We start from the raw sequence: 24,220 nt of genomic DNA, 5'->3' as shown, positions 1-24,220 counted from the left end.
AGTACTTATCATTGCTCTTCTGTTTATTATCTACGTACAAAGGTACTCTTTCCCTACCAAAATATGGACATTTATAAAATCTATTATTTTCCAAACAACTACAAACAGAACTTAATTTTTCTTAAAACAGGGCATTTTTTTGACCAGTTTGGTCAAGTGGACAGCATGGAACTATTGTGAAACCCGCCGGATTTTCCTACATTTGCAACCGAAATCCTACCCGAGTGACCGCTGATTCGAGAGTGTGATGTGAACCCTAGGGTCCAGAACTTTTGTATATACAGCGTGTTATAAAGGTAAATGAAATGAATATCAGGGTTTTACATAGAGGTTTTTAGTATCGAAAAACTAGTTTTTTGAGACCAAGCCTTCACATCACAGCCTTGCATTCACAGAAAAAATGGCCGACCGAAGAGGCTAAAATCTCCAGCCGACTACTAAATAATTGACAAACAAAAAAAATCAAACCAATGAACAAAAAAACAAATGACGCCGTGATGCCGTCATTATTCGCATCACTCAAGAGCACCGAGAGCATGCCTCTCGCCAGTAGAGAAGCCTTGGAGCAACTTATCACAAAAGACTCCCTGGTAAGTTCATTGACCATGGCCTATCGCAAGAGAATGGCCATCAGCAAGAGCTATGCAGATGAGCTCAAGCCTCTAGGCCCTGCCATCTCTGCCTCACTGCAGTATGACGGCAGAGGAAGAAGCCTCGACAACGTGAAGGCTGAGACCCGAATGATTGCCCTGGACTACGACATCCATGATGCCTCGGCTGAGCAGATTGAGAGCATGTTCAAGGCGGCATGCCAGTCGGCCTATGCCCTAGCCGTCTATCACACCATCAGCGGACAGGGTATCCGCATCATCGTGGGATACGACAGAGCCGAGAACTGCGACCTCACCATCGTGGAACTCTTCAACGCCATGATCAAGAAGGCCATCAGCTTCTACAACACCCTGCTCAACTGGGAGGCCGACCAGCAGGCCACCGACATCGGCAGACTCTGCGGCCTTGCCCACGACCCTGCTGCCTACTTCAACTGGGAGGCAATCCCCCTGAAGCTCACCCCCAGCGAGCTGAAAGTTACCCAGGAACGCATCAAGAACGAGAAGAAGAAAAACAAGGGCGGCAGACCTAAGAGCAGCAAGACCCGCAAGAAGAAGGGCGGCTACACCCCAACCATCGAGGAGGCAGCTCCCCACATCAAGGTGATGATTGAGAGCTGGGGCAAAAGATTCGAGGAGCATCAGCACAACGAGTATGTTACCAGCTTTGCCTACTGCTGCCTGAAATACGGCATCGAGGAGGAGAAGGCACTGCAGTATGCCACCTCCGAGTTCTCGCAGCAGTATGCCGACACGGCAAGCGTGGTGAGAAGTGTGTACAAGAACCATGGCGAACTTGCCGGCAAATGGCACTTCTACGCCAAGGGCGAGGACTATCCGGTTCAGGCTACGCTGAAGCTCATCAGACAGTGGCTCGACCAGAACTACGAGTTCGTTCACAACATGGTTACCGGCAAGTATCAGGTGGTGAGCCGCATGGTGAAGGATGCCAAGTACCTGAAGTATACCGATGTGAGCGACGACATCCTGCACTCCATCTGGATGGAGATGGACCTGAAGGGCATCCATACCAGTGTGCAGAAACTGGGGGATATCGTGACCAGCGACTACAGCCAGCCTTTCAATCCGCTGGATCACTATCTGCGCAGTCTGCCGAAGTGGGATGGCAAGACGGATTACATCAGGGAGTTTGCCATGCGAATCACGGTGGAAGACCGCCCCGAGTATTGCCACACCCAGGAGGAGTTTGTGGAATATTTCCGAAAGTGGTTCGTGTCGATGGTGGTGGCATGGGTGAATCCTCACTTCGTGAACCAGTCGATGCTGATTCTGGTGGGCAAGGGCGGCATCTACAAGACCACCATTCTGGGTGCCCTGCTCCCTCCATGCCTCAAGACTTACTATCTGAACGACAGTACCAGCAACTATCTGGACAAGGATGCCATGGAGGCTCAGGCTACCAAGGCTAGTGTGAACCTGGATGAGTTTGAGGCGATATTCGGCAGAAACCTGAGTGCCTTCAAGAGCAACATGACCAAGGAGGTTTTCTCCTTCCGTCGCCCTTACGACAAGTACCGATCTGAGCTGGAGCACCGTGCTTCGCTCTGCGGAACGAGCAACCAGCAGCACATCATCACCGATGTGGAGAACCGCCGTTTCTCGCCATGGATTGTTACCAAGATTGTGAGCCCTAGAGAGAAGGCTATCAACTACGAGGGTCTCTACTCTCAGGCTTTGGCTCTGGGTCAAAGTGTATCGAAGGGCACCCGAGAGGATGGCTGGGTATACTGGCAGACTTTCGAGGATGTGGAGAAAATGCGTAAGCACAATCGCCTCTTCATGGTTTCCAACTTTGCAGAGGAGCAGATTTTGCGTTTTTTTCGTATCCCGGATGAATCAACAGAGCCCAGGTTCATCAAGTCGGTTACCACAGCAGAGATCATGGAAAAGATCTGCACCAACCCTGCCTTGCGCCAGAACATGTCGAACCAGAGCATCGGCAGCATCATGGCGAGGCTTGGTTTCAAGAGTGAGCACCGACGTACGGGAAATTTTTGGCTCGTGGTGGAAAAGAGCGGTGCGGAAGTGGCGCAGTATTCGAACTACAATCCGAACTACCCTAACCCGTGATTCTATCTAAGTCACTGGGATTTTTATCTTAGTCACTGGGGATTCTATCTAAGTCACTGGGGATTCTATCTAAGTCACTGAGATTTCTATCTTAGTCATTTCTGAACCAGAAACAAGTTAGAGAGTATGCCAAATCAAAATAGCAAGAGAGCCATCGCTCGTCTCTACTTTCCTGATGCCAAACCAAGGAGTGCCGAAAAGCACTTGATGATTTGGATCAAGCAATGCAAGGGACTCATGGAACTGCTTCAGGCAGAAGGTTACAAGAGTTGCAACAAGTTGTTTACTCCGAGGCAAAAGGAGTTGATTTTTGAATATTTGGGGGATCCGTAAGGGTTCCCCAAACTTTTTTCATGTTTTTTTAGATTTTTTTTTGCGAAAGTTCACGAAAGTTCAGAGTGAGTCGAAAAAAAGCCGTATCTTTGCATCGTAATTCAGAAGGAGATGCATCAACTGGAGAGTTACTAACTGAAGTTTCGCAAGTAGCATTCTACCGTCCCCGAAGGGGGCGAATGTGAATAACCGCGGGTAGAATGACCGAAGGGAATGGAACCTGCGGATAGTTACAGATACTCTCTTATCGTCCCCGAAGGGGGCGAACAGGAGCAAGGCTGGATGTGGTTCGCCCCCTTTGGGGACGCTTTCTCCCTACTATTGGTTGTCCGCAGGTTCCATGACCTTTGGTCATTCCACCAGCGGTTATTGAAAGTTGGCCCCCTTCGGGGACCGGAGGTTACTTGCGAAACTTGAGTTACTAAAACTAAATTAACTAACAATTTTAACGCGAAAGGAAAAAGTATGATTCAGGTAGTATTGAAACAGAACAAGAACAAGAAGATGCCGAATGCGTATGGTTTGTACTACGCATATCCAGTGGTTAACGAGACTTATGATCTCGACAAGTTGGCAGAGCACATGTCGTCACACAACACCCCCTTCTCAAAAGGTGCCATCAAGGGTATGCTTACCGATGCCGTGAACTGCATCAGAGAGTTGAATTTGCAGGGCATTGCGGTGAAGATCAACGACCTGGCGATCTTCAGCTTGGGCATCAAGAACAAGATGGGTGCCAAGAGCATTGCCGAGTGGTCGGCAGCCAAGAACATTGCCGGAGTGAAGTCGAGAGCCCGCGCCACGGGTAACTTGATTTCTGCCAGTCTGAACCTCGATGCCACTATCAAGAGAGTGGATAAGGGAGTGACTGTTACTGGTGGCGGTTCGAACGGCGGAGGCAGCAATCCATCGGGAGGTTCCTCAACGGGTGACAACACTTCAGGAGGCACTGACAAGGGTAATACTGGCACCACTGGCGGCAATTCAGGCACCACTGGCGGTGATTCTACAGACGTAACAATCTAATATGGGATAACTAATTAATATGGGATAACTAACGATTAAAAGCGAGAACAAATGAAGAGAGAGACTATTAAGAAAGTGATTAATTTCACCATCACGGTATTGACTGCCATCCTCAGCGCCTTCTGTGTACAGAGTTGCAAGGGCTTGTAAATGAGGTGAGATGGCTTGAGAATAGCCTTGAAAGAAAGGCTTGAGAGAAAAAGAACACTAAGTTGAACCATTAAAAAAAGAAGAAGAAAATGAAATGTAAAAGAACTATCAATTTGATTGTAGTGCACTGCAGCGCTACCCGTGTGAACCAGAACTTCAGCATTGAGGATCTGGAGGCGTGCCACAAGGCTCGTGGCTTCGCAGAGATTGGTTACCACTATTACATCACCAAGGACGGCACCCTGTATCCTGGCCGTCATGAGGACAAGGTGGGTGCGCATGCCCGTCACTACAACCAGCATAGCATAGGTATCTGCTACGAGGGTGGCTTGGATAAGAATGGTCATCCTGCGGATACGCGCACCGAGGCGCAGAAGATTACGCTGGAGGAGCTGCTGTATTCTCTGGCTCAGGATTATCCTGATGCCACCATCCTGGGCCACCGCGATTTGCCTGGTGTCAAGAAGGAGTGTCCTTGCTTTGATACCAAGGCATGGCTCAAGGAAATAGATTTTCATCTGTAGAAGATAGTATCATCATAGGTAAAAAAAATTGAGGTGCATTGCAAGAGAAAGACTTCTTGCGATGCACCTCTTTTTATATTAGGCAAAACTAGCTACGACTGAAGCTGCTTCAACTGTTCTTCTGTCAATCCTGTTGCTTGCATGATTTGAGACCAAGACATCCCCATTGCTAATAAATTACGGGCTATTGCCAAACTTTTAGACAGTTCACCTTTAGCTATACCTTCAACCATTCCTTTAGCAATTCCCTTTTCCTCTCCTTCAATATACGAGCCATAAAGACCGGAGTAGTAATCGTCAACAGCCTTAATACTTTCATCGTATTTTTCCTGCTCCTCACTACTCAGGCAACGAACATCTGCCAATTTTGCAAGATGATCGAATATCTTCTTCTGTGCCGTAAAAGGCAATCTTTCTAATACTTCCATATACTTCAATACTATTCTACCCACAAAGTTTTATACATTGGCCATACATCAGCTTTCGGTAATGGGGTTTGCTTGGCAAAATTACATTTTTCATAAAAGGGAACGGCACTATAACTATCTTTGTGTAATGCTAGTACGGTGACAAATATCTATACCCTCCATTCAAAATTGAACTTTTGATTTTTTTTCTCAGGAACCTTTCCGTTCTTGATAGCTTCGATTGAGTCATGTACGGCTTTACGGATGGCTTTTGCGTATTCACCTTTGGCCACAGCCTTTGGTGCATTCATTCCTAGCATCATGTTATACCTCCTATTTTTTAATTGTTTATACTGAAGTTTCGCAAGTAGCATTCTACCGTCCCCGAAGGGGGCGAATGTGAATAACCGCGGGTGGAATGCCCGAAGGGAATGGAACCTGCGGATAGTTACAGATACTCTCTTATCGTCCCCGAAGGGGGCGAACAGGAGCAAGACTGGATGTGGTTCGCCCCCTTTGGGGACGCTTTCTCCCTACTATTGGTTGTCCGCAGGTTCCATGACCTTTGGTCATTCCACCAGCGGTTATTGAAAGTTGGCCCCCTTCGGGGACCGGAGGTTACTTGCGAAACTTGAATTTATATAATATTGCAAAATTACGCTTTTTCTTTGAAACTACCAAGTGATTTCTCTTATTTAATCTTCGTTTACATTTCTCGGCTAGGCATCCTGCAAAAGTTCATACCTCGGCAAGACACCTAAAGGTAAAAAATTAAGGTGCATTGCAAGAGAAAGACTTCTTGCGATGCACCTCTTTTTTATATATAGAAAACGAACCCCGCTAGGCGATTGCATTTCGCTAGGCGGAACCTTATCTAATTACTTTCACTTCACCATTCTTCGCAATCTTTACGATGCTGGATGGCTGGTGAGGCTTGTGCTCCTGGCGACGGGTCCAGCATACATAATCCACGGCATTCAGAATCTCATCGGAAATGTCACGGTAGTTCTGGGCTGCCGGCTCGCCACTAACATTGGCACTCGTGCTCACGATAGGCTTCTGGAAACGGTAGCAGAGCTGCTTGCTGAACTCCTCGTAAGTTACTCGCATCGCCAAGCTGCCATCCTCGGCTACCAGGTTATGAGCCACGCCATTGGCATCATCCAGGATGATGGTGGTAGGCTTCACCGGCATCGCTGCATCAATGAAATCCCACGCCACCTGAGGCACGTTGCGGAAATAACGCGCCATGCGGTCGGCTGAATCAATGAGACAAATCAGCGCCTTGGAATCATCACGCTTCTTAATCTCGTACACCTTCTTCACAGCCTCCGGATTGGTGGCATCACAGCCGATGCCCCATACGGTATCTGTAGGATAGAGAATCACTCCACCCTTTCGCATGCATTCCACTGCATTCTTAATATCTTCTTCTCTGGTCATATTACTATGATTACTATGAATTAAAAATTATCTTCCTGGCTCTTCTGGCACTCGTAATAGGCGATGTCCTTCATGCCGTTGAGGAAGGCGGCGGCATCCATGCGCTTCTTGCCCGAAAGCTGCAGCTCCTGGATGTTGAGCCAATTATCAAGACACGCTACCTGCAACTTCTTCTCGAAGATTCTCAAAGAACCTACTGGTGCTGCGCCACGAGGTTCTTCAGACTGCTGGGTCTTGAAAATCTTCAACACCTGAACCTTCTCCACACTCTTCTTCTGCGCAGGATGAGACGTAGCCTCTGGCATCTCGCCATCCGTATCCTCAAAGACAACCACCGGTGCCTTCTTCTTGATCTCCGTCCAGGCTCCAGGATATGGCGAAAGACCACGCACGAAATCGTGAACCTGCTTGGCTGGCTTGTGGAAATCAATGCGACAGGTGTCCTTGAAAATCTTTGGGGCTGATTTCAGCTCCACGCCCTCGCCCATCAGTTCTTCCTGGGCAATGGATGCAATGTTGCCGTCGGCTGCTATCAGGGCATCGATGGTTTCCAGTGCCAGTTCGGCACCCAGATGCATCAGACCATCATATACATACTCCACATTGGCTTCTTCCGGAATAGGGAATTGCTTCTGCATGATGATGCGACCGGTATCGATGTCGTGGTCGAGGAAGAAGGTGGTGACACCCGTCTCCTTCTCGCCGTTGATCACAGCCCAGTTGATTGGGGCTGCACCACGATACTGTGGAAGCAGGGCGGCATGCACATTGAAGGTGCCATACTTAGGCATCGCCCATACCACCTCCGGCAGCATGCGGAAGGCTACTACTACCTGCAAATCGGCCTGATAGCTGCGCAACTGCTCCACAAACTCTGGGTCTTTCATCTTCACCGGCTGCAACACTGGCAGGCCCTGCGAAAGTGCATACTGCTTTACCTGAGATGGCTGCAGCGTGTCCTGATGTCTGCCCACAGGCTTATCGGGCTGGGTAACCACAGCCACCACGTTATATCCGCCCTCTACCAGGCGCTTGAGGGATTCCACCGCAAACTCCGGGGTTCCCATGAATATAATTCTTAAATCTTTCTTCTCCATTTTTTCAAAATTTTATTCTGCCGACATATCCGCCACTATCTTGCGATATACCTCGTAAATCTTGGTGCGGCTGATATAGCCCTTCAGCACGCCGTTGACATCTACCACTGGCAGCTGTGCGGCATCGGTTTTATCAAACTTATCCATCACTTCGTCCATGCGTTCGTTCTCGCCCAGGGTTGCCGACGGCTGAATCATCAGCTGGCTCACCGTGAAGTGATTATACAGTTCCGTGCGGAAGATGATGTGGCGCAGACGGGTGATATCTATCACGCCCTTCAGCACACCGGCATCATCCAACACCGGAACAAAGTTGTTGTTACTTCTTGAAATCTCGCTCACCAGCTTGCTCATCGGCAGATCGGGACTGATAGGATGGTAATCCTTCTCAACCATGCTCTGCATGCTCATCAGCGTAAGTGCCGAACGATCTACATGGTGGGTGAGCAACTTGCCCTCTCTGGCCAGACGCAGGGCGTAGATGCTGTGGCTCTCAAAAATGCTGATGGTGAGCAACGAAGAGATGCACACAATCATCAGCGGCATGAAGAGCTGATAGCCACCCGTGAGTTCGGCGATGAGGAAGATGCCCGTAAGCGGGGCATGCATCACGCCCGTAATCAAGCCCGCCATGCCCATGAGCGCAAAATTCTGCTCCGGCACATGAACGCCTACCTGATAGATATTCCACAGGCGGGCAAAAAGGAAGCCTGCAAAACCGCCGATAAACAGCGAAGGCGCAAAGGTTCCACCGCAACCGCCACTACCATTGGTTGCCGAGGTGGCGAATACCTTGGTAAAGGTGACAAACGCTATGTAGAAAATGAGCAGATTATCCTGACCCGAAAACAGCGAACGGTTCATCACCTGCCCCCACTCTGCCTCGTTGCTGCCCTTGAGCAGGATATTGACGGCAGAATATCCCTCGCCATAAAGCGAAGGGAAGAAGAAGATGAGCGTGCTGAGGATGAGTCCTCCAAACAGCAGTTTGGCGTATGGATACTGACCCAGTTTGCCGAAAAAGCCCTCGCAGATGGACATGGTGCGCATGAAATACAGACTCACCAGTCCGCAGAAAACACCCAGCAGAATGCACGCCGGGGTGCGGTCCAGCTCCCATGGGTTGGTGAGCGTGAATTCGAACAGCGAACTGTCGCCATCGAATATATAGGTGAAACAGGTGGCTGTGACACACGAAATCAAGATAGGCAAGAGCGATGCCATGCTCAGATCTACCATCAGCACTTCAAGGGTGAACACCAGTCCGGCTATCGGCGCCTTGAACACGCCTGCAATGGCGGCACTGGCTCCACATCCCACCAGCAGCATCATGGTCTTCTTATCCATGCGGAAAATCTGTCCCAGGTTGGAACCGATGGCTGAACCGGTGAGCACGATAGGTGCCTCGGCTCCCACGGAACCACCGAAACCGATGGTGATGCCTGATGCCACCACTGACGACCAGCAGTTGTGCCCCTTGAGTCGGGAGTTCTTGGTGGAGATGGCATAAAGTACTCTTGTGATACCATGCGAGATATTGTCGCGCACCACATACTTGATGAACAGCGACGTGAGGTAGATGCCCACGATAGGGAACAGCAGGAAGAGCAGATTATAGGTACCCTTCTCGAATCCCGAAGTGAGCAGATACTGTATCTCGTGTACGATGGCATGCAAGAAGAAGCCTGCCACCGAAGCGAGCAGACCGATGAGGAAGGCGAGAATCAGGGTCATCTGCTTGTCAGAGATGTGTTTCTTCTGCCAGGCAACCAGCTTCGCCGTCCTGCTTTGTTTGTATCCTGTTAACTCTTCATCCATTACCATGCTGAAATTTTAGAATTCTGATGTAAAGTGGAACTTGATGTGCTCAAAATCCTGCTGAGCCATGCTCAACACGTAGCCTGAATCGGCGAGGAACACATCGCGGCCCTCGATATCCTTGGCCATATACTGGTACTTGCGCTTCTTGAAGTTCTCCAGCTCCTTCTCGTCATCGGCCTCAATCCAGCATGCCTTGTGCAGGTGAACAGGCTCCCAGCGGCACTTGGCGTTGTACTCGTTCTCCAGGCGATACTGGATAACCTCGAACTGAAGCTGGCCCACGGTACCCACGATGCGGCGACCGTTGAACTGGTTGACGAACAACTGAGCCACACCCTCGTTCATGAGCTGCTCCAATCCCTTCTGGAACTGCTTGCTCTTCATTGGGTCATCGTTCTCGATGTACTTGAAGAGAAGTGGTGAGAACGATGGCAATCCACGGAAGTGAATCTTCTCGCCCTCGGTAAGGGTATCGCCAATCTTGAAGATGCCGTTATCTGGCAGACCTACGATGTCACCTGGATAGGCCTCGTCGATGGTGCTCTTGCGCTGCGCCATAAACTGGGTTGGCGAAGAGAAGCGCACGGTCTTGTCGAGTCGCACGTGGTAGTAAGGCTGATTGCGCACAAACTTACCAGAGCAGATCTTGCAGAAGGCGATGCAGGAACGGTGGTTAGGGTCGATATTGGCGGTAATCTTGAAGATGAAACCAGTGAACTTAGGCTCCTCAGGTTCCACCAGGCGCTCCTCTGCCTGGGTTGGCTTTGGAGATGGGGCAATCTGCACGAAGCAATCCAGAAGCTCCTGCACACCGAAGTTGTTCAACGCTGATCCGAAGAACACTGGGGCTACTTCGGCTGAGCGATAGGTTTCTACATCAAACTCAGGGTAAACGCCATCAACCAGTTCCAGTTCCTCGCGCAACTGGCTTGCCTCACGCTCGCCTACTCGCTCATCGAGTTCCTTTGACTGGATATCCACCTCTACCTTCTCTGTGACACGCTGCTTGTTAGGTGTGAAAAGGTTGAGCTGGTGCTCGTAGATATTGTAAACACCCTTGAATCGGGCGCCCTGACCGATAGGCCAAGACAATGGGCGAACGGAAATCTTCAATTCTTCTTCCAACTCATCGAGTACATCGAATGGGTCACGTCCCTCACGGTCCATCTTGTTGATGAAGATGATAACCGGAGTATTGCGCATGCGGCACACCTCCATCAGTTTGCGGGTCTGTGCCTCCACACCCTTGGCAGAATCCACCACGATGATGGCAGAATCCACGGCGGTGAGGGTACGGTAGGTATCCTCGCAGAAGTCCTGGTGACCTGGAGTATCGAGGATATTCACCTTGTATGGTTCTCCGGTCTGTCCATCTGGCAGGTAATCGAACTCCATCACGGATGTAGAAACCGAGATACCACGCTGTTTCTCGATATCCATCCAGTCGGAAGTAGCAGTTTTACGAATCTTATTATTTTTAACGGCACCAGCCACCTGAATCTGTCCACCGAAGAGCAGGAACTTCTCGGTCAAAGTTGTCTTACCGGCATCAGGGTGCGAAATGATGGCAAATGTTCTTCTTCTTTCAATCTCTTTCATCTGTTATATATCGTTATATATATATTATAATAATGTATATACTAAAAAATTAATCACTGAAAAGTAATCACTAAAAACTAATCACTACATGTCGTCGTCTTCGAACTTCAGGCCTTCGGTGCGGTCCTTGATATAGTAATCGCTCAAGAGGCCGATGAAGACGGTGATTTCCTTGATGGCACGCTCAGTTTCGGGAGTAATCTCCTTTTTCTGCAGGCGGAGCATCATCACGCCATAGAGGGCATCGAGGCAGGTTTCAATCTCGTTGAGTTCCTTGTCGCCACGGTTGCGCAGCTCAACGATGAACGGCAACACCTTGTAGTATTCGGCGTTGTAGATAGGAAACTTGCTGCTCTGGAGCAGTCGGGCATGAAGGTCGATGACATCCTGCAGGAGCACTCGGTTGATATCGAGGTGACCATACTCACGCTTTCCCTCCTCGTTCATCATGCGGATGAGGTTGCCGAACCAGTCGAGTTCCTCATCTTTCTGCTCGGGAGTGAAATTGAATCTTTCGATGTAATTCTTCTTGATGACAGGCAGCGAGCATCCGTAGGCACGGATGATATCCTCTATCTGCCACATATATAAGAGGTATTCTGCAATACTCGTCTTTCTTAATTCTTGTGCTACAAACATATTTACTTTGAAGTTTGAACTATAAACTATTAACTATCAACTTTTAACTCTAAGATTAAAAGCCTGGCAGATGGTACAGATTGAATACTGTGCCGAAGAGGGCAATGACAGAGAAGATGATGACCACGCTTCCTATCACCTTATTAATAATAAGGATGCCGTTGGTATCAAACTTTCCCCTCACCTTGTCGATGAGCCAGGTGAGACCGAACCACCAGAGCAGGGCTCCGAAGACAATGCTGAGATAGCCCACACCCATTTCGATCGGCATATCAGGCACCACGAAGGCAAACTGGGCAAAGGTGGCCATGAAGAGGAAGACGATGAGCGGATTGCTCAGCGTTACCAGGAAAGCCGTAATGGCATTGTGGGTAAGGGTACCCTGCTTGTTGCTGCTCTGGTGCATGTTCTTGGTAGGATTGCTCCTGAAGCAATAGACGCCGAAGATGAGGAGCATCACGCTGCCGAGAATCTGGAGGATGAACTTGTTCTGCGAATTGTTCACGAAATCCATCACGAAGCTCATACCCAAGCCCGTGAAAAGCGCATAGACGATGTCGCTGCACGCTGCACCTATACCCGTGACGAAACCATACCATCGCCCCTTGTTCAAGGTTCGCTGAATACAAAGGATGCCCACCGGACCCATCGGAGCCGAGGCAATCACACCGATAAGAATTCCCTTGAAAACAAAGTCAAGGATGTTAAACTCTATTGGAAATGCTAAATTCATTTTCTCTATTCCATTTTGCCAGTATCCCAACCGGCTAAAAATACAAAATCTAATAACAGCGGGCAAAGTTACAAAAAATCGGGCACATCTAGTAATTTTTTGGGTTAAACTTTCATTTTAGACCCTCTTTTTTTCGGAAGAAGTCTGATTTATTTGATTTCAGTTAAAAAAAAAGAAGAAATTATACTTTTTTATACAAGAAATAGCAACTATTCCAAAACTATTTCTTATCTTTGCAGAGAATTATAATTAAAAAGCTTTCGCAAGTAGCATCCCACCGTCCCCGAAGGGGGCGAATGTCAATAACCGCGGGTGGAATGACCGAAGGGAATGGAACCTGCGGATAACAAGGACTCTCTCCAAACGTCCCCGAAGGGGGCGAACAGGAGCAAGACTGGATGTGGTTCGCCCCCTTTGGGGACGATTCTTCCCTACTATTGGTTGTCCGCAGGTTCCATGACCTTCGGTCATTCCACCAGCGGTTATTGAAAGTTGGCCCCCTTCGGGGACCGGAGGTTGCTGATATTGGGGGACCGGAGGTTACGTGTGAAGCATGAATAATTAAAAACAATTCTAACTAATTTAAAATAAAGACATGACAGAAAATGCAATGAAGCCATACGTAATTGGCTTGGACCTTGGCGGTACTAATTCAGTGTTCGGCATCGTAGATGCACGCGGTGACATTAAGGCTACAACAGCCATCAAGACTGGTGGCTACAAGACAGTGGATGAATATGTAAAAGCTTCTGTAGAGGCTTTGCAGCCTGTGCTTGATACCATCGGCGGCATCGAGAAGATCAAGGGTATGGGTATCGGTGCTCCTAACGGTAACTACTATACAGGTACCATCGAGTTCGCTCCTAACCTTCCTTGGGCTCACGATGGCGTAGTGCCATTGGCTGATCTCTTCAGCAAGGCTTTGGGTATTCCTGTGGCTTTGACTAACGATGCGAATGCGGCTGCCTTGGGCGAGATGACTTACGGTGTGGCTCGTGGTATGAAGAACTTTATCGACATTACTTTGGGTACTGGTGTAGGTTCTGGTATCGTTATCAACGGTCAGATGGTTTACGGTAGCGATGGTTTCGCTGGTGAGTTGGGTCACGTAATCGTGGTTCCTGGCGAGGCTGGCCGCGTATGCGGTTGCGGCAGAAGAGGTTGTCTGGAGACTTACTGCTCTGCTACGGGTGTGGCTCGCACAGCACGCGAGTTCCTGGAGACAAGCGACGAGCCTTCTTTGCTCCGCGAGATGAAGCCAGAGGATATCACTTCTTACGACGTGAGTGTGGCTGCCGGCAAGGGCGATGCTTTGGCTAAGCGCATCTACGACTTCACAGGTAAGATGCTGGGTGAGGCTTGCGCCAACTTTGCTGCTTTCTCTGCACCAGAGGCATTCGTATTCTTCGGCGGTTTGACCAAGGCTGGTGACTTGCTGATGGAGCCTTTGAAGAAGGCATACGATGAGAATGTATTGAAGATTTACAAGGGCAAGGCTAAGTTCCTGGTATCAACTCTTGATGGCAGTTCTGCTGCCGTTCTCGGCGCCAGTGCCGTGGGTTGGGACTTGTAATTCCCATCTGATAATCTGATAATCTGACAATCAGATAAAAATATAAAAAATCCCAGGTGATGGTGAATCGCCTGGGATTTTTTTATATCTCCTATCCTCTTTACAACTCCAGGAAGTTCCTGACGATGGTCTTGCCTTCCGGCGTCAACACGCTTTCGGGATGGAACTGGATGCCATGGATATCGTAGTTCTTGTGCTTCAAACCCATGATGCAACCGTCATCGCTCACGGCGGTGACATCCAAGCACTCAGGGAAATTCGTTCTATCTACTACCCACGAATGGTATCTTCCTATCTCGATTCGCTTCTCCATGCCCTGGAATATCGGGTCGATGCCAAACTGGGTGCATGGGGTGGCTACACCATGATACACCTCCTTGAGGTTGGTGAGCTTGGCACCAAACGCCTCGCCTATCGCCTGATGACCCAGACATACGCCCAGCATCGGCTTGATGCCTGCATACTTCCTGATGACATCCATCAACAACCCCGCCTCGGATGGGATTCCCGGACCCGGACTCAATATGATCTTATCAAATGGCTCCAACTCACGGAGCTGAAACTGGTCGTTGCGATACACCGTAACGTCCACGCCCAATTCCTTCACCAAATGTGCCAGATTGTAGGTGAAGGAATCGTAATTATCTATGATTACTACTTTCACGTTTTGATAATGTTTAATATTTAATGTTTCGTACTTAATGATTACTTGAAGCACATGAATTCTTCACTCTTCGTTCTTCACTCTTCACTTTCTTAAAGTTCTTCTGCAATATGAATCGCCTTGGTGAGGGCGCCCAACTTGTTATTGCACTCTTCCAACTCATACTGGTCGTTGCTCTTCGCCACGACTCCACTTCCTGCCTGGAACCAGAGTTCGCCATTGCGGCTGATGAAGGTTCGGATTACAATCGCCTGGTTCAAATCGCCATTCAAGCCGATAAATCCGATGCAACCGCCGTAGGCTCCACGATTATGAGGTTCCAGTTCGGAGATAATCTGCATCGCCCTCACCTTGGGCGCACCGCTCAGGGTACCGGCTGGGAAGGTATCAATGAACTCCTTGATGTGGTCGGCATCCTTATCGAGGGTTCCGCTCACACGGCTCACCAAGTGGATGACGTGGCTATAAAACTGCATATCCTTATAGAAATCTACCTTCACACCATGGCAGTTGCGGCTCAAGTCGTTGCGCGCCAAATCTACCAGCATCACGTGCTCGGCATTCTCCTTCGGGTCGTTGCGGAGGAACTCGGCAGCCTTTCTATCCTGCTCCATATCGCCTGTGCGACGGGTGGTTCCTGCTATCGGGTCAATAAATGCCTTGTCGCCCACGATGCGGTTGTGGGTTTCAGGAGAAGAGCCGAAGATGCGGAATCCGCCGAAATCGAAATAGAAGAGATATGGCGATGGGTTGATGCTGCGCAGGGCACGATAGAGCTTGAAGTCATCGCCCTCGTATTTCTGGATGAAGCGGCGGCTGACAACAATCTGGAAGACATCGCCCCGCAGACAGTGCTGGATGCACTTGCGGATGTTTGCCTTGTGCTCCTCGTCGGTAAGGGTAGAAAAGGTATCGCCCACCGGATGGAAATCATAAGGCTTCACATTCGCCTTGTTCACGGCCTTGAGCAGGGCATCGAGCTCAGGAAGTGAAGAGTGAGATTCTTCACTCTTCACTCTTCGTTCTTCACTCTCTTGAAGCGCAATCAGCTCCATTGTATTATTGAAGTGATCGAACACGATGATGTCCTTATACATAATATAATAGATATCCGGTGCATCATTCTTCGCCATGGTGGTATCCTTTACGGGGATATTCTCGAAATATCTCACGGCGTTGAAGGTGGTGAAGCCATAGAGTCCGCAGAAATCCTTGCCCTCTCCTTCTACGTGGAAGCTCTGGATGAAATCGTTGATGGCCTTGGAGATGGCGAGCTTGCACTGTTCGCCCTTGCCCTCGCCGAAAGTAGGCAGCGTTTCCTTCTCCACGCTGCCATCAGGATAGGTCTTGATGACCTCGCCATGGCTCACGGCGATGCTTGCCAGCGGATGAACGCCGATGAAGGACCGGGAGTTCTCGGAACCATGATAGTCGGAACTCTCCATCAGAGCCGACTGGGGATAAATATCTCTCAATCGCATATAGACTCCCACCGGCGTATAAAGGTCGGCAAGAATCTTGCGGGTTACTGTATGATAACTATATTTCATTTAGTTTATAATTGATAATTTATAGTTTATAGCATGAACCGCTTTGACAATCTTGCTCAACGGCGCAGCCTCTATTAACTATTAACTTTTAACTATTAACTATTTAAAAGTTGCCGTATTCTCCTGCCATTTCCTTATGGCTCAAATACGTCTCCACATCCTTGTCGCCACGGCCTGAAACAGTAAGGACAACCACATCATCCTTCTTGAACTTCATCTTCTTCAAGGCGGCTACGGCATGGGCACTCTCGATGGCTGGGATGATGCCTTCCATGCGGGTCAACTCATAACCGGCATAGATGGCCTCATCGTCCTTGATGGCAAGCACATGACTTCTGCCTCTTGTTGCCAAATCGGCGTGCATTGGTCCAATGCCCGGGTAATCCAAACCGGCACTGATGGTGAAGGCTTCTTCTATCTGACCATCTTCAGTCTGCATCACCAGGGTGCGGGCGCCGTGGATGATTCCCTCTGTTCCGCAATGCATGGTGGCAGCGGTATAGTTGGTGTCTATGCCATGACCGGCAGCCTCAGCGAGATAAATCTGAACACGGTCGTCGTCGATGTAATGATAGATGGTACCTGCGGCATTGCTTCCGCCACCCACGCAGGCGATGAGATAATCAGGATAATCGCGACCGATTTTCTCCTCCAACTGCCATTTCAGTTCCTCGCTGATGACGCTCTGCATCTTTGCCACGATATCAGGGTAAGGATGCGGACCCATGGTGGAACCTACGATATAGAAGGTATCCTGTGGGTGACAGCACCAGTCGCGGATGGCCTCAGAGCAGGCATCGCTCAGAGTCATATTGCCTGTGCGAACCGGGTTCACCTTGGCGCCCAACATCTTCATACGTTCTACGTTGGTATGCTGGCGCTCCACATCGGTGGCACCCATGAAGATTTCGCACTTCATATCCATCAGGGCACAGACGGTGGCAGTGGCAACGCCATGCTGTCCGGCACCCGTTTCGGCGATGATACGGGTCTTTCCCATCTTCTTCGCCATCAGAATCTGTCCGATGGTGTTATTGATTTTGTGTGCACCGGTATGGTTCAGGTCCTCACGCTTCAGATAGAGCTGGCAGCCATACTTCTCGCTCATGCGCTTGGCATAATAGAGAGGTGAAGGACGGCCCACGTAATCTTTCAAAAGGGCATAGTACTCATTTTTGAACTCCTCGCTCTCAATGATAGGCTTGTAAGCCTGCTGGAGTTCTGTTACACACTTATATAATATTTCAGGAACGTAAGCTCCTCCGAATTTTCCAAAAAATCCTTTATCGTCAACTTGATACATAATACTTAGTTTATAATTTACAGTTTATAGTTTATGATTTATAGTTTGCAGTTTACAGTTTATAATTTATTCAAGTTTCGCAAGTAACCTCCGGTCCCCGAAGGGGGCCAACTTTCAATAACCGCTGGTGGAATGACCGAAGGTCATGGAACCTGCGGACAAACTAATAGTAGGGAGAAAGCGTCCCCAAAGGGGGCGAACCACATCCAATCTTGCTCCTGTTCGCCCCCTTCGGGGACGATAAGAGAGTATCTGTGACTATCCGCAGGTTCCATTCCCTTCGGGCATTCCACCCGCGGTTATTCACATTCGCCCCCTTCGGGGACGGTAGAATGCTACTTGCGAAACTTCAGTAATTTATAGTTTACAGTTTATAATTTATAGTTTACAGTTTACAGTTTACAGTTTATAGGGCAAGCCTGCTATACGCCGAAGCCGCTATTAACTATCAACTATTAACAATCAACTATTAACTATCAACTGTCAACTATTAGCTATTAACTATTATTAACTATTAACTACTTTTTGAGGCACTCAAAAAGCCTATCCAAAGCCTTGTCTGGATTCATGGTTTCATTGAGCAATGTCACAAACTTACTGCCGATGATGGCACCGGCGGCGTTATCCTGTGCACTGGTAAGGGTCTGCTTGTTGCTGATGCCGAAGCCAATCATGCGTGGGTTGCGGAGGTTCATGCTGTTGATATGGTTGAAGTAAGCGAGCTTGGCATCGCCGAAACTGCTCTGAGCACCCGTGATGCTGGCGGAGCTGACCATATAGATGAAGCCATCGGTATGCTCATCGATGAAGCGGATGCGCTCCTCGCTGGTTTCAGGAGTAATCATCATGATGACGCGGATATCGTACTTATCGGCGATAGGCTTAACTACCTTGAGATAATCATCGAAAGGAAGGTCGGGAATGATGGTTCCGCTCACTCCGCTCTCTACACAGCTCTTGAAGAACTCCTCGATGCCATAGTGCATGATGGGGTTGAGATAGCCCATGAGAACGAGAGGGATATTGACTTCATCTTTGATGGCCTTGAGCTGACCAAAGAGGGTTTTGACGGTCATGCCGTTTTTCAGAGCCTTGGTACCTGCACTCTGGATAACGGGTCCATCTGCCAAAGGGTCGCTGAAGGGGATACCTACTTCTATCATATCGATGCCCTTGCGTTCCATCGCCTTGATTACATCGCCGGTGCCTTCTAAGGTTGGGCATCCGGCGCAGAAATACAAGCTCAAAAGCTTGCGGTCTTTGTTGTTTGCAAATAATGCATTTATCTTGTTCATCCTGTGTTGTATTTTAAAATCGTTTTGTGTTTAGAAATGGGGCTTAACCCAAAATCTTTATTGAAATCTCTCTTTATTGTATCTCTCTTTATTGTATTTCTCTTTATTGTATTTCTCTTTATTGTATCTCTCTTTATTGCATCGCATTCAAGAACCCCTTGAGCTTCTCTACATCCTTCACTCCCGGCTCTATCTCGAAACGGGAGTTGAGGTCGATGCCGATGTATTTGGGATGATGGAAGGCATGGAGGCGGGATGCATCTTCCGGTCCGATGCCGCCACTCAAGAGGAATGGGATTTCGCCATCGTATTGCTCCAGAACCTGCCAATCAAACTGCTGGCCACTTCCACCCACCGTCTTGCATTTGGTGTCGAAAAGGAAGAGGTCAACAGCGCCTACATACTCCTTATATTTTTGAATGTCTGAGGCATCAGATACACTGATTGCCTTGATGATCTTGATGCCTGGTCGGATATCGGGATCGAGAGTTAATCTCAAATTCTCGCACATCTCCCGTGGTTCATTGCCATGCAGTTGGACGTAATCCAAATGATAATTCACCACTCGTGTCACGATGTTCTGAACCATATCATCTACAAATACGCCTACTCGGGCTGGAGATTTTGAAGATGTAGAGACAGATTCTGAAGAATTTGAAGAAGAATCTTTTGAAGAATCAGAAGCTCCAATATCCTCTTTTGCATAATCAGGAATGATGCCAGCGTGACTGCTCTGCATCTCCACGTAGCGAGGCGATTTTGGATAGAAGATCATTCCTATCATATCAACGCCCAACTGGCTCACTTCGCGAATATTCTGGGCATCGCGCATGCCACAAACCTTTATTACCATTATTATTGTTATCTATTATTCTATTCAAGTTTCGCAAGTAACCTCCGGTCCCCGAAGGGGGCCAACTTTCAATAACCGCTGGTGGAATGACCAAAGGTCATGGAACCTGCGGACAACCAATAGTAGGGAGAAAGCGTCCCCAAAGGGGGCGAACCACATCCAGCCTTGCTCCTGTTCGCCCCCTTCGGGGACGATAAGAGAGTATCTGTAACTATCCGCAGGTTCCATTCCCTTCGGGCATTCCACCTGCGGTTATTCACATTCGCCCCCTTCGGGGACGGTAGAATGCTACTTGCGAAACTTCAGTTATTCTATTATTCTATCATTAAACGATGAATGCAACTAGCTTAATTGAGCGATGAATTCCGATAGTGCCTGACCAGGATTCTCCTGCTTCATAAACTGCTCTCCCATCAGGAAGCCACGGAAGGCTGCCTCATCACGGAGCCTTTTTACTATCATGGGATCAGAAATGCCACTCTCGCTCACACGGCATACATCCTTCGGAAGTTTCTCTGCCAAGCGGAAGCTATTCTCTACATCCGTAACGAAAGTACCCAGATTGCGATTGTTGATGCCATACATATCCGGTTCCAGTTCCGCATACTCGAAATCTCTTTCGTTATGCATCTCCAACAATACCTCCATGCCCAACTGGTGAGCCATATTCATCAGCCCCTTACACTCCTCCTTACTCAGGCAGGCTGCAATGAGCAGCACGGCAGAGGCACCGCAATATCTCGCCTGCAACAGCTGATACTCCTCTATCACGAAGTTCTTATATAATATAGGTATAGAAACCCCCACATGTCTTGCTTCCTGGATATACTCATCGTATCCGCCGAAGTAATCTATATCCGTAAGGATGCTCAGAGCCGAAGCCCCGTTCTGCTGGTAGCTCAGCGGGATGACACTCGCCTTGCCCGCCTCCTTGATCCAGCCCTTGCTCGGCGACTTTCGCTTGAACTCGGCGATGATACCCGTATCAGAGCCCATCAGTGCCTGCTTCATGCTTCCTCCCATCACCTTTCCCCCATCCTCCTGCATCTTCTGCTCGGTGAGGGTTATCATCTGTCGTGGCTGGATAAAGCGCTTTCGCTGCTCTATCTCCATCTTCTTATGAGCCACAATTTCCTCTAAAATATCAGCCATTTTTTACTTTTTACTTCTTTACCTGTTTAACTTTAAAAGCCCTTTTACCCTTTATTCAGCTCTACGAATTTCTTGAATGTGGCCAGCGCCTTGCCAGAATCGATGCTCTCTCTTGCTATCTCCACGCATTCTTCGATGCTCTTCTTTCCCTTCTCCATCACCTGGATTCCGAAGGCAGCATTGGCGAGAACGATGTTCTTCTGGGCTGGGAGGGCGCGGTTTTCAAGCACGGCATCGAAGATTTCCTTCGCCTCTTCCTCGGTGGCACCACCCTTAATCTCTTCTGGCTTGGCAATCTCGAAGCCCAGATCCTGAGGCTTGAAGATGCGCTCGTAATTATTGGTGGTTACCTTGAAATCGCCGGTAAGCGAAATCTCATCATAACCATCGATGCTGTTCACGATGCCATAGTCGATGCCCAACTTCTGATATACTTGATTATAAAGGCGCATCTGGTCGAGATTGGCTACACCCAGCAACTGGCACGTTGGCTGACTCGGATTCACCAGAGGTCCCAGGAGATTAAACACCGTAGGGAACTGGAGTGCCTTGCGGATAGGACCCACAAACTTCATTGCCTTGGCAAACAACTGGGCATGGAGATAAACGATGCCCGCCTCGTTGATGCTGCGGTTCAGGCGGTCAATATCATCCGTGAACCCCACACCGTGGTTCTTGATGACATTAGATGCACCGCTCACCGATGTGGCTGCGTAGTTGCCATGCTTAGCCACCTTATAGCCGGCACCGGCAATGACGAAGCAGGATGTGGTAGAAATATTGAAGGTGTTCTTGCGGTCGCCGCCCGTACCCACTACATCGATGTAGCGGTCGCAATCGAGGATGGCAGGAACGCCAGTGGCAAGGATGCCATCACGGAAGCCCAACAGCTCATCTACGGTGACGCCTCTCATCTGCAAACCGGTGAGCAGGGCCGTGATCTGCTCCTCAGGGAACTCACTCTGGGTGATGCCGATGATAATCTCCTTGGTTTCCTCGCGAGAAAGTTCCTCGTGGTTCAACATTCTGTTTAAGATGTCCTTCATTTCCATAATCTTAATCTCCTATCTTTTATATCTTTTATTAAATGTAAAAAGGGCCTGTCGTAAGTTACGGCAGGCCCTTAGTATATCAGTTTCATATCTATACACGGCTTCTCGACTCACGACTTTTTGAATCTTGAGTTACGCCACCACCATGCTGTAGATACGAATATTGTCATCATATTGAATTAACTTTATTTGTTATTAATCTTGTTATTGAATTTATTCAGTTGCAAAAGTACACTTTTTCTTTTAAACTACAAACTTTTTTTATGAGAAATTTATCATTTCAACAGAAAAAAGTTATTTTTTGCCCCATATTGTAGACAAAGATTAAGTCTACACCTTATTATATATAGAAGATATTTGGGAAAAACAAAAAAGAAATGAAGAAAATTAGGGTAAAATGTAATAAAGGAAACTTCCCGACGTTATGATAATAGAGAAAGGATTTCAATATTAACAATTTAAAAGATATACGCCTATGAAGCATTTGTTTACTTCAGAAGAAATGAGACCGTCGGCAAAGACCATCTTTTTCATTAAGCAGTTGGCATACACCTACCGTGCCTTCAAGAAGAATGAATCTTGCAAGGCGTATTGGGTCAACTAGGGTCTAGGACCCTGACAAACAAAAAACAGAAAAACGATAAAGATGAAGACGATAGTTTCACCTTCACTCCTCTCAGCCAATTTCATTGACCTGAAGAGCGATGTAGAAATGATTAACAAGAGTGAAGCCGACTGGCTCCACATGGATATTATGGACGGCGTGTTCGTACCTAATATCTCCTTCGGCTTCCCAGTGTTAGAAGCCGTAGCGAAAGCATGCACCAAACCGCTGGACGTGCACTTCATGATTCTGCACCCGGAACAGTATATTGAGCAGACAGCCAAGACGGGTGCCATGATGATGAACGTTCACTACGAAGCATGCACCCACCTGCACCGCACCATACAGCAGATACATGCTGCCGGCATGAAGGCAGGCGTTACCCTGAACCCTTCTACCCCAGTGAGCGTTCTGGAAGACATCATCTGCGATGTAGACATGGTGCTGCTGATGAGCGTAAACCCTGGATTCGGCGGACAGAAGTTCATCGAAAACACCATCCAGAAGACGGCACGACTGCGCAAACTCATCAAAGAGAGCGGCAGCCAGGCACTCATAGAGGTGGATGGCGGCGTGCAGGGAGAGACCGCCCCACGACTGGTGAAGGCCGGGGTAAACGTATTGGTGAGCGGAAGCTATGTATTCAAGAGCAAAGACCCTCTGGCTACCATCCATTCACTGAAGGAACTGGAGCAGATTGAGGATTAACACTTCAGAATCTTTCCATAGGATTTTCAAGTTCCTAGAATCATCTTCTGTTCTTAGAAAAAGAATCTTCTGTTCTCAGAAAAAGAATCTTCTGTTCTCAGAAAAAGCAACAGGCAGCTTGCAGCTGGAAACATTTAGTCCAGCTGCAAACTGATATGGTGCTCCTTAGCCATTCTGCGAAGGTTGAGGATTGCATAGCGCATACGGCCCAGACTGGTATTGATGCTTACATTGGTGGTCTCGGCGATTTCCCTGAACGACATATCCTGGTAATATCGCATGTAAACCACTTCACGCTGGTTGGCAGGCAAGAACATCATGAGCTTCTTCACGTCGCCCATAATCTGCTCACGCACCAGCTCGCGCTCCACGTAGCTATCTATCACACCGTCTCCCTTCAGACCCGACAGGTCGTTGTTGTTCTTCTGGTCAACGATGCGCTGATGCTTCTGGTCACGGTATCCATCAATGATGACGTTATGCGCAATGCGCATGAGCCATGCACCAAACTTACCATTAGGTGAGTAGGCACCATTCTGGAGCTTGACGATGGCTTTGACGAAAGTCTCCTGAAAGATATCATTCGCCACTTCCTCATCGTGTACTACAAACATGATATAGGAAAAGAGCTTCACTTCGTTGTGAGCCAACAAAAGGTCAAAAGCCTTATTGTTGCCCTCGACGTAAGCCAAGGCCAATTCCTCATCTGTCATTTCATTCAGATTTCTCATTTCTTAAATATTTATTAGTATATTAAGTAAATGTCTAATCGATAGGCGAACAGTTTAATTTTTGTATGATTGATGTTAAATTTCGCTACAAAGGTACACTTTTTTATTAAAACCACCAAATTTTTACGGATAAAAAAGCGGCATCTTGCATTTTTAACATTTCAAAGCCCCCTTATTCTAAATAATTTCATTATCTTTGCATCGGTGTATCTTCTTATCAGATAAGGATATAGAACCAACCTATTTAAAAACATATTTAGA

The 24,220-nt window shown here is 48.2% G+C and carries 24 protein-coding genes; 8 read left to right on the top strand and 16 right to left on the bottom strand.

All coding sequences use genetic code 11. The features are described 5' to 3' along the window. The first annotated feature begins 470 nt into the window (after positions 1-470). The 5 genes from KUA49_RS01065 (at position 471) to KUA49_RS01045 (ending at position 4,735) form a co-directional block, all read left to right on the top strand. Complete coding sequence (locus KUA49_RS01065; RefSeq protein ID WP_218412111.1) at positions 471-2,702, top strand: VapE domain-containing protein; 2,232 nt, start codon at positions 471-473, stop codon at positions 2,700-2,702. A gap of 126 nt (positions 2,703-2,828) precedes the next feature. After that, positions 2,829-3,035, top strand: coding sequence for a DUF4248 domain-containing protein (locus KUA49_RS01060; protein ID WP_203040826.1), 207 nt, complete (start codon positions 2,829-2,831; stop codon positions 3,033-3,035). A gap of 465 nt (positions 3,036-3,500) precedes the next feature. Further along, positions 3,501-4,061 carry a DNA-binding protein gene (locus tag KUA49_RS01055; RefSeq protein WP_218412110.1) on the top strand — a complete coding sequence of 187 codons (561 nt, stop codon included), beginning with the start codon at positions 3,501-3,503 and terminating at the stop codon, positions 4,059-4,061. Between the two features lie 51 nt (positions 4,062-4,112). Then, positions 4,113-4,211 carry a smalltalk protein gene (locus KUA49_RS01050; RefSeq protein ID WP_218412109.1) on the top strand — a complete coding sequence of 33 codons (99 nt, stop codon included), beginning with the start codon at positions 4,113-4,115 and terminating at the stop codon, positions 4,209-4,211. Positions 4,212-4,300: 89 nt separating this feature from the next. Further along, on the top strand, positions 4,301-4,735 hold the full coding sequence (locus KUA49_RS01045; RefSeq protein WP_203051369.1) for an N-acetylmuramoyl-L-alanine amidase: 435 nt from the start codon (positions 4,301-4,303) through the stop codon (positions 4,733-4,735). Positions 4,736-4,827: 92 nt separating this feature from the next. On the opposite strand, the gene KUA49_RS01040 is transcribed toward KUA49_RS01045, so the two are convergent. The 8 genes from KUA49_RS01040 to KUA49_RS01005 all read right to left on the bottom strand — a co-directional run bounded on the left by KUA49_RS01040 (position 4,828) and on the right by KUA49_RS01005 (position 12,474). Further along, on the bottom strand, positions 4,828-5,163 hold the full coding sequence (locus tag KUA49_RS01040) for a transposase (protein ID WP_218412108.1): 336 nt from the start codon (positions 5,161-5,163) through the stop codon (positions 4,828-4,830). Positions 5,164-5,312: 149 nt separating this feature from the next. Continuing rightward, entirely contained in the window at positions 5,313-5,465 is a 153-nt protein-coding gene (locus tag KUA49_RS01035) for a hypothetical protein (protein ID WP_203049026.1), read from the bottom strand. A 547-nt stretch (positions 5,466-6,012) separates the two neighbouring features. Then, positions 6,013-6,585: an L-threonylcarbamoyladenylate synthase gene (locus KUA49_RS01030; protein ID WP_218412107.1), complete on the bottom strand. Its 573-nt coding sequence runs from the start codon at positions 6,583-6,585 to the stop codon at positions 6,013-6,015. Positions 6,586-6,605: 20 nt separating this feature from the next. Beyond that, complete coding sequence (fmt, locus tag KUA49_RS01025; protein ID WP_218412106.1) at positions 6,606-7,682, bottom strand: methionyl-tRNA formyltransferase; 1,077 nt, start codon at positions 7,680-7,682, stop codon at positions 6,606-6,608. Between the two features lie 12 nt (positions 7,683-7,694). Further along, entirely contained in the window at positions 7,695-9,500 is a 1,806-nt protein-coding gene (locus tag KUA49_RS01020) for a chloride channel protein (RefSeq protein WP_218412105.1), read from the bottom strand. A gap of 15 nt (positions 9,501-9,515) precedes the next feature. Continuing rightward, on the bottom strand, positions 9,516-11,102 hold the full coding sequence (locus tag KUA49_RS01015; RefSeq protein WP_203040833.1) for a peptide chain release factor 3: 1,587 nt from the start codon (positions 11,100-11,102) through the stop codon (positions 9,516-9,518). 84 nt (positions 11,103-11,186) lie between these two features. Then, positions 11,187-11,741, bottom strand: coding sequence for a DUF4924 family protein (locus KUA49_RS01010; protein ID WP_218412104.1), 555 nt, complete (start codon positions 11,739-11,741; stop codon positions 11,187-11,189). Positions 11,742-11,796: 55 nt separating this feature from the next. Further along, entirely contained in the window at positions 11,797-12,474 is a 678-nt protein-coding gene (locus tag KUA49_RS01005; RefSeq protein ID WP_218412103.1) for a LysE family translocator, read from the bottom strand. Between the two features lie 595 nt (positions 12,475-13,069). Here KUA49_RS01005 and KUA49_RS01000 point away from each other — a divergent pair. Beyond that, complete coding sequence (locus KUA49_RS01000) at positions 13,070-14,047, top strand: ROK family protein (RefSeq protein WP_203051359.1); 978 nt, start codon at positions 13,070-13,072, stop codon at positions 14,045-14,047. A gap of 100 nt (positions 14,048-14,147) precedes the next feature. On the opposite strand, the gene KUA49_RS00995 is transcribed toward KUA49_RS01000, so the two are convergent. The 7 genes from KUA49_RS00995 to trpD form a co-directional block, all read right to left on the bottom strand. Beyond that, positions 14,148-14,711, bottom strand: a complete 564-nt coding sequence (locus KUA49_RS00995; protein ID WP_218412102.1) for an anthranilate synthase component II — start codon at positions 14,709-14,711, stop codon at positions 14,148-14,150. A gap of 92 nt (positions 14,712-14,803) precedes the next feature. Continuing rightward, positions 14,804-16,261 carry an anthranilate synthase component I family protein gene (locus tag KUA49_RS00990; RefSeq protein WP_218412101.1) on the bottom strand — a complete coding sequence of 486 codons (1,458 nt, stop codon included), beginning with the start codon at positions 16,259-16,261 and terminating at the stop codon, positions 14,804-14,806. Positions 16,262-16,364: 103 nt separating this feature from the next. After that, positions 16,365-17,564, bottom strand: a complete 1,200-nt coding sequence (gene trpB, locus KUA49_RS00985; protein WP_218412100.1) for a tryptophan synthase subunit beta — start codon at positions 17,562-17,564, stop codon at positions 16,365-16,367. 518 nt (positions 17,565-18,082) lie between these two features. Further along, a complete protein-coding gene (trpA, locus tag KUA49_RS00980; RefSeq protein ID WP_218412099.1) occupies positions 18,083-18,859 on the bottom strand; it encodes a tryptophan synthase subunit alpha in 777 nt (258 codons plus the stop codon). Between the two features lie 133 nt (positions 18,860-18,992). Further along, positions 18,993-19,712 carry a phosphoribosylanthranilate isomerase gene (locus tag KUA49_RS00975; RefSeq protein WP_218412098.1) on the bottom strand — a complete coding sequence of 240 codons (720 nt, stop codon included), beginning with the start codon at positions 19,710-19,712 and terminating at the stop codon, positions 18,993-18,995. 342 nt (positions 19,713-20,054) lie between these two features. Further along, complete coding sequence (trpC, locus tag KUA49_RS00970; protein ID WP_218412097.1) at positions 20,055-20,864, bottom strand: indole-3-glycerol phosphate synthase TrpC; 810 nt, start codon at positions 20,862-20,864, stop codon at positions 20,055-20,057. 44 nt (positions 20,865-20,908) lie between these two features. Continuing rightward, a complete protein-coding gene (gene trpD / locus KUA49_RS00965; RefSeq protein ID WP_412178591.1) occupies positions 20,909-21,910 on the bottom strand; it encodes an anthranilate phosphoribosyltransferase in 1,002 nt (333 codons plus the stop codon). Positions 21,911-22,391: 481 nt separating this feature from the next. Here trpD and KUA49_RS00960 point away from each other — a divergent pair, with 481 nt between their 5' ends. Together KUA49_RS00960 and rpe are read left to right on the top strand one after the other, a co-directional pair. After that, positions 22,392-22,520, top strand: coding sequence for a hypothetical protein (locus KUA49_RS00960; RefSeq protein ID WP_256624782.1), 129 nt, complete (start codon positions 22,392-22,394; stop codon positions 22,518-22,520). Between the two features lie 42 nt (positions 22,521-22,562). After that, entirely contained in the window at positions 22,563-23,228 is a 666-nt protein-coding gene (rpe, locus tag KUA49_RS00955; RefSeq protein WP_217763783.1) for a ribulose-phosphate 3-epimerase, read from the top strand. A gap of 134 nt (positions 23,229-23,362) precedes the next feature. Here the strand turns inward: rpe and KUA49_RS00950 are convergent, their stop codons facing one another. Then, the gene (locus KUA49_RS00950; protein ID WP_218412095.1) at positions 23,363-23,959 is read right to left on the bottom strand and encodes a sigma-70 family RNA polymerase sigma factor; all 597 of its coding nucleotides are present in this window, start codon (positions 23,957-23,959) and stop codon (positions 23,363-23,365) included. Between the last annotated feature and the right edge of the window lie 261 nt (positions 23,960-24,220).

Origin of the sequence: Segatella copri (assembly GCF_019249655.2) — a bacterium.
GTDB lineage: Bacteria > Bacteroidota > Bacteroidia > Bacteroidales > Bacteroidaceae > Prevotella.
This window is presented reverse-complemented; position numbering and strand designations above follow the sequence as displayed.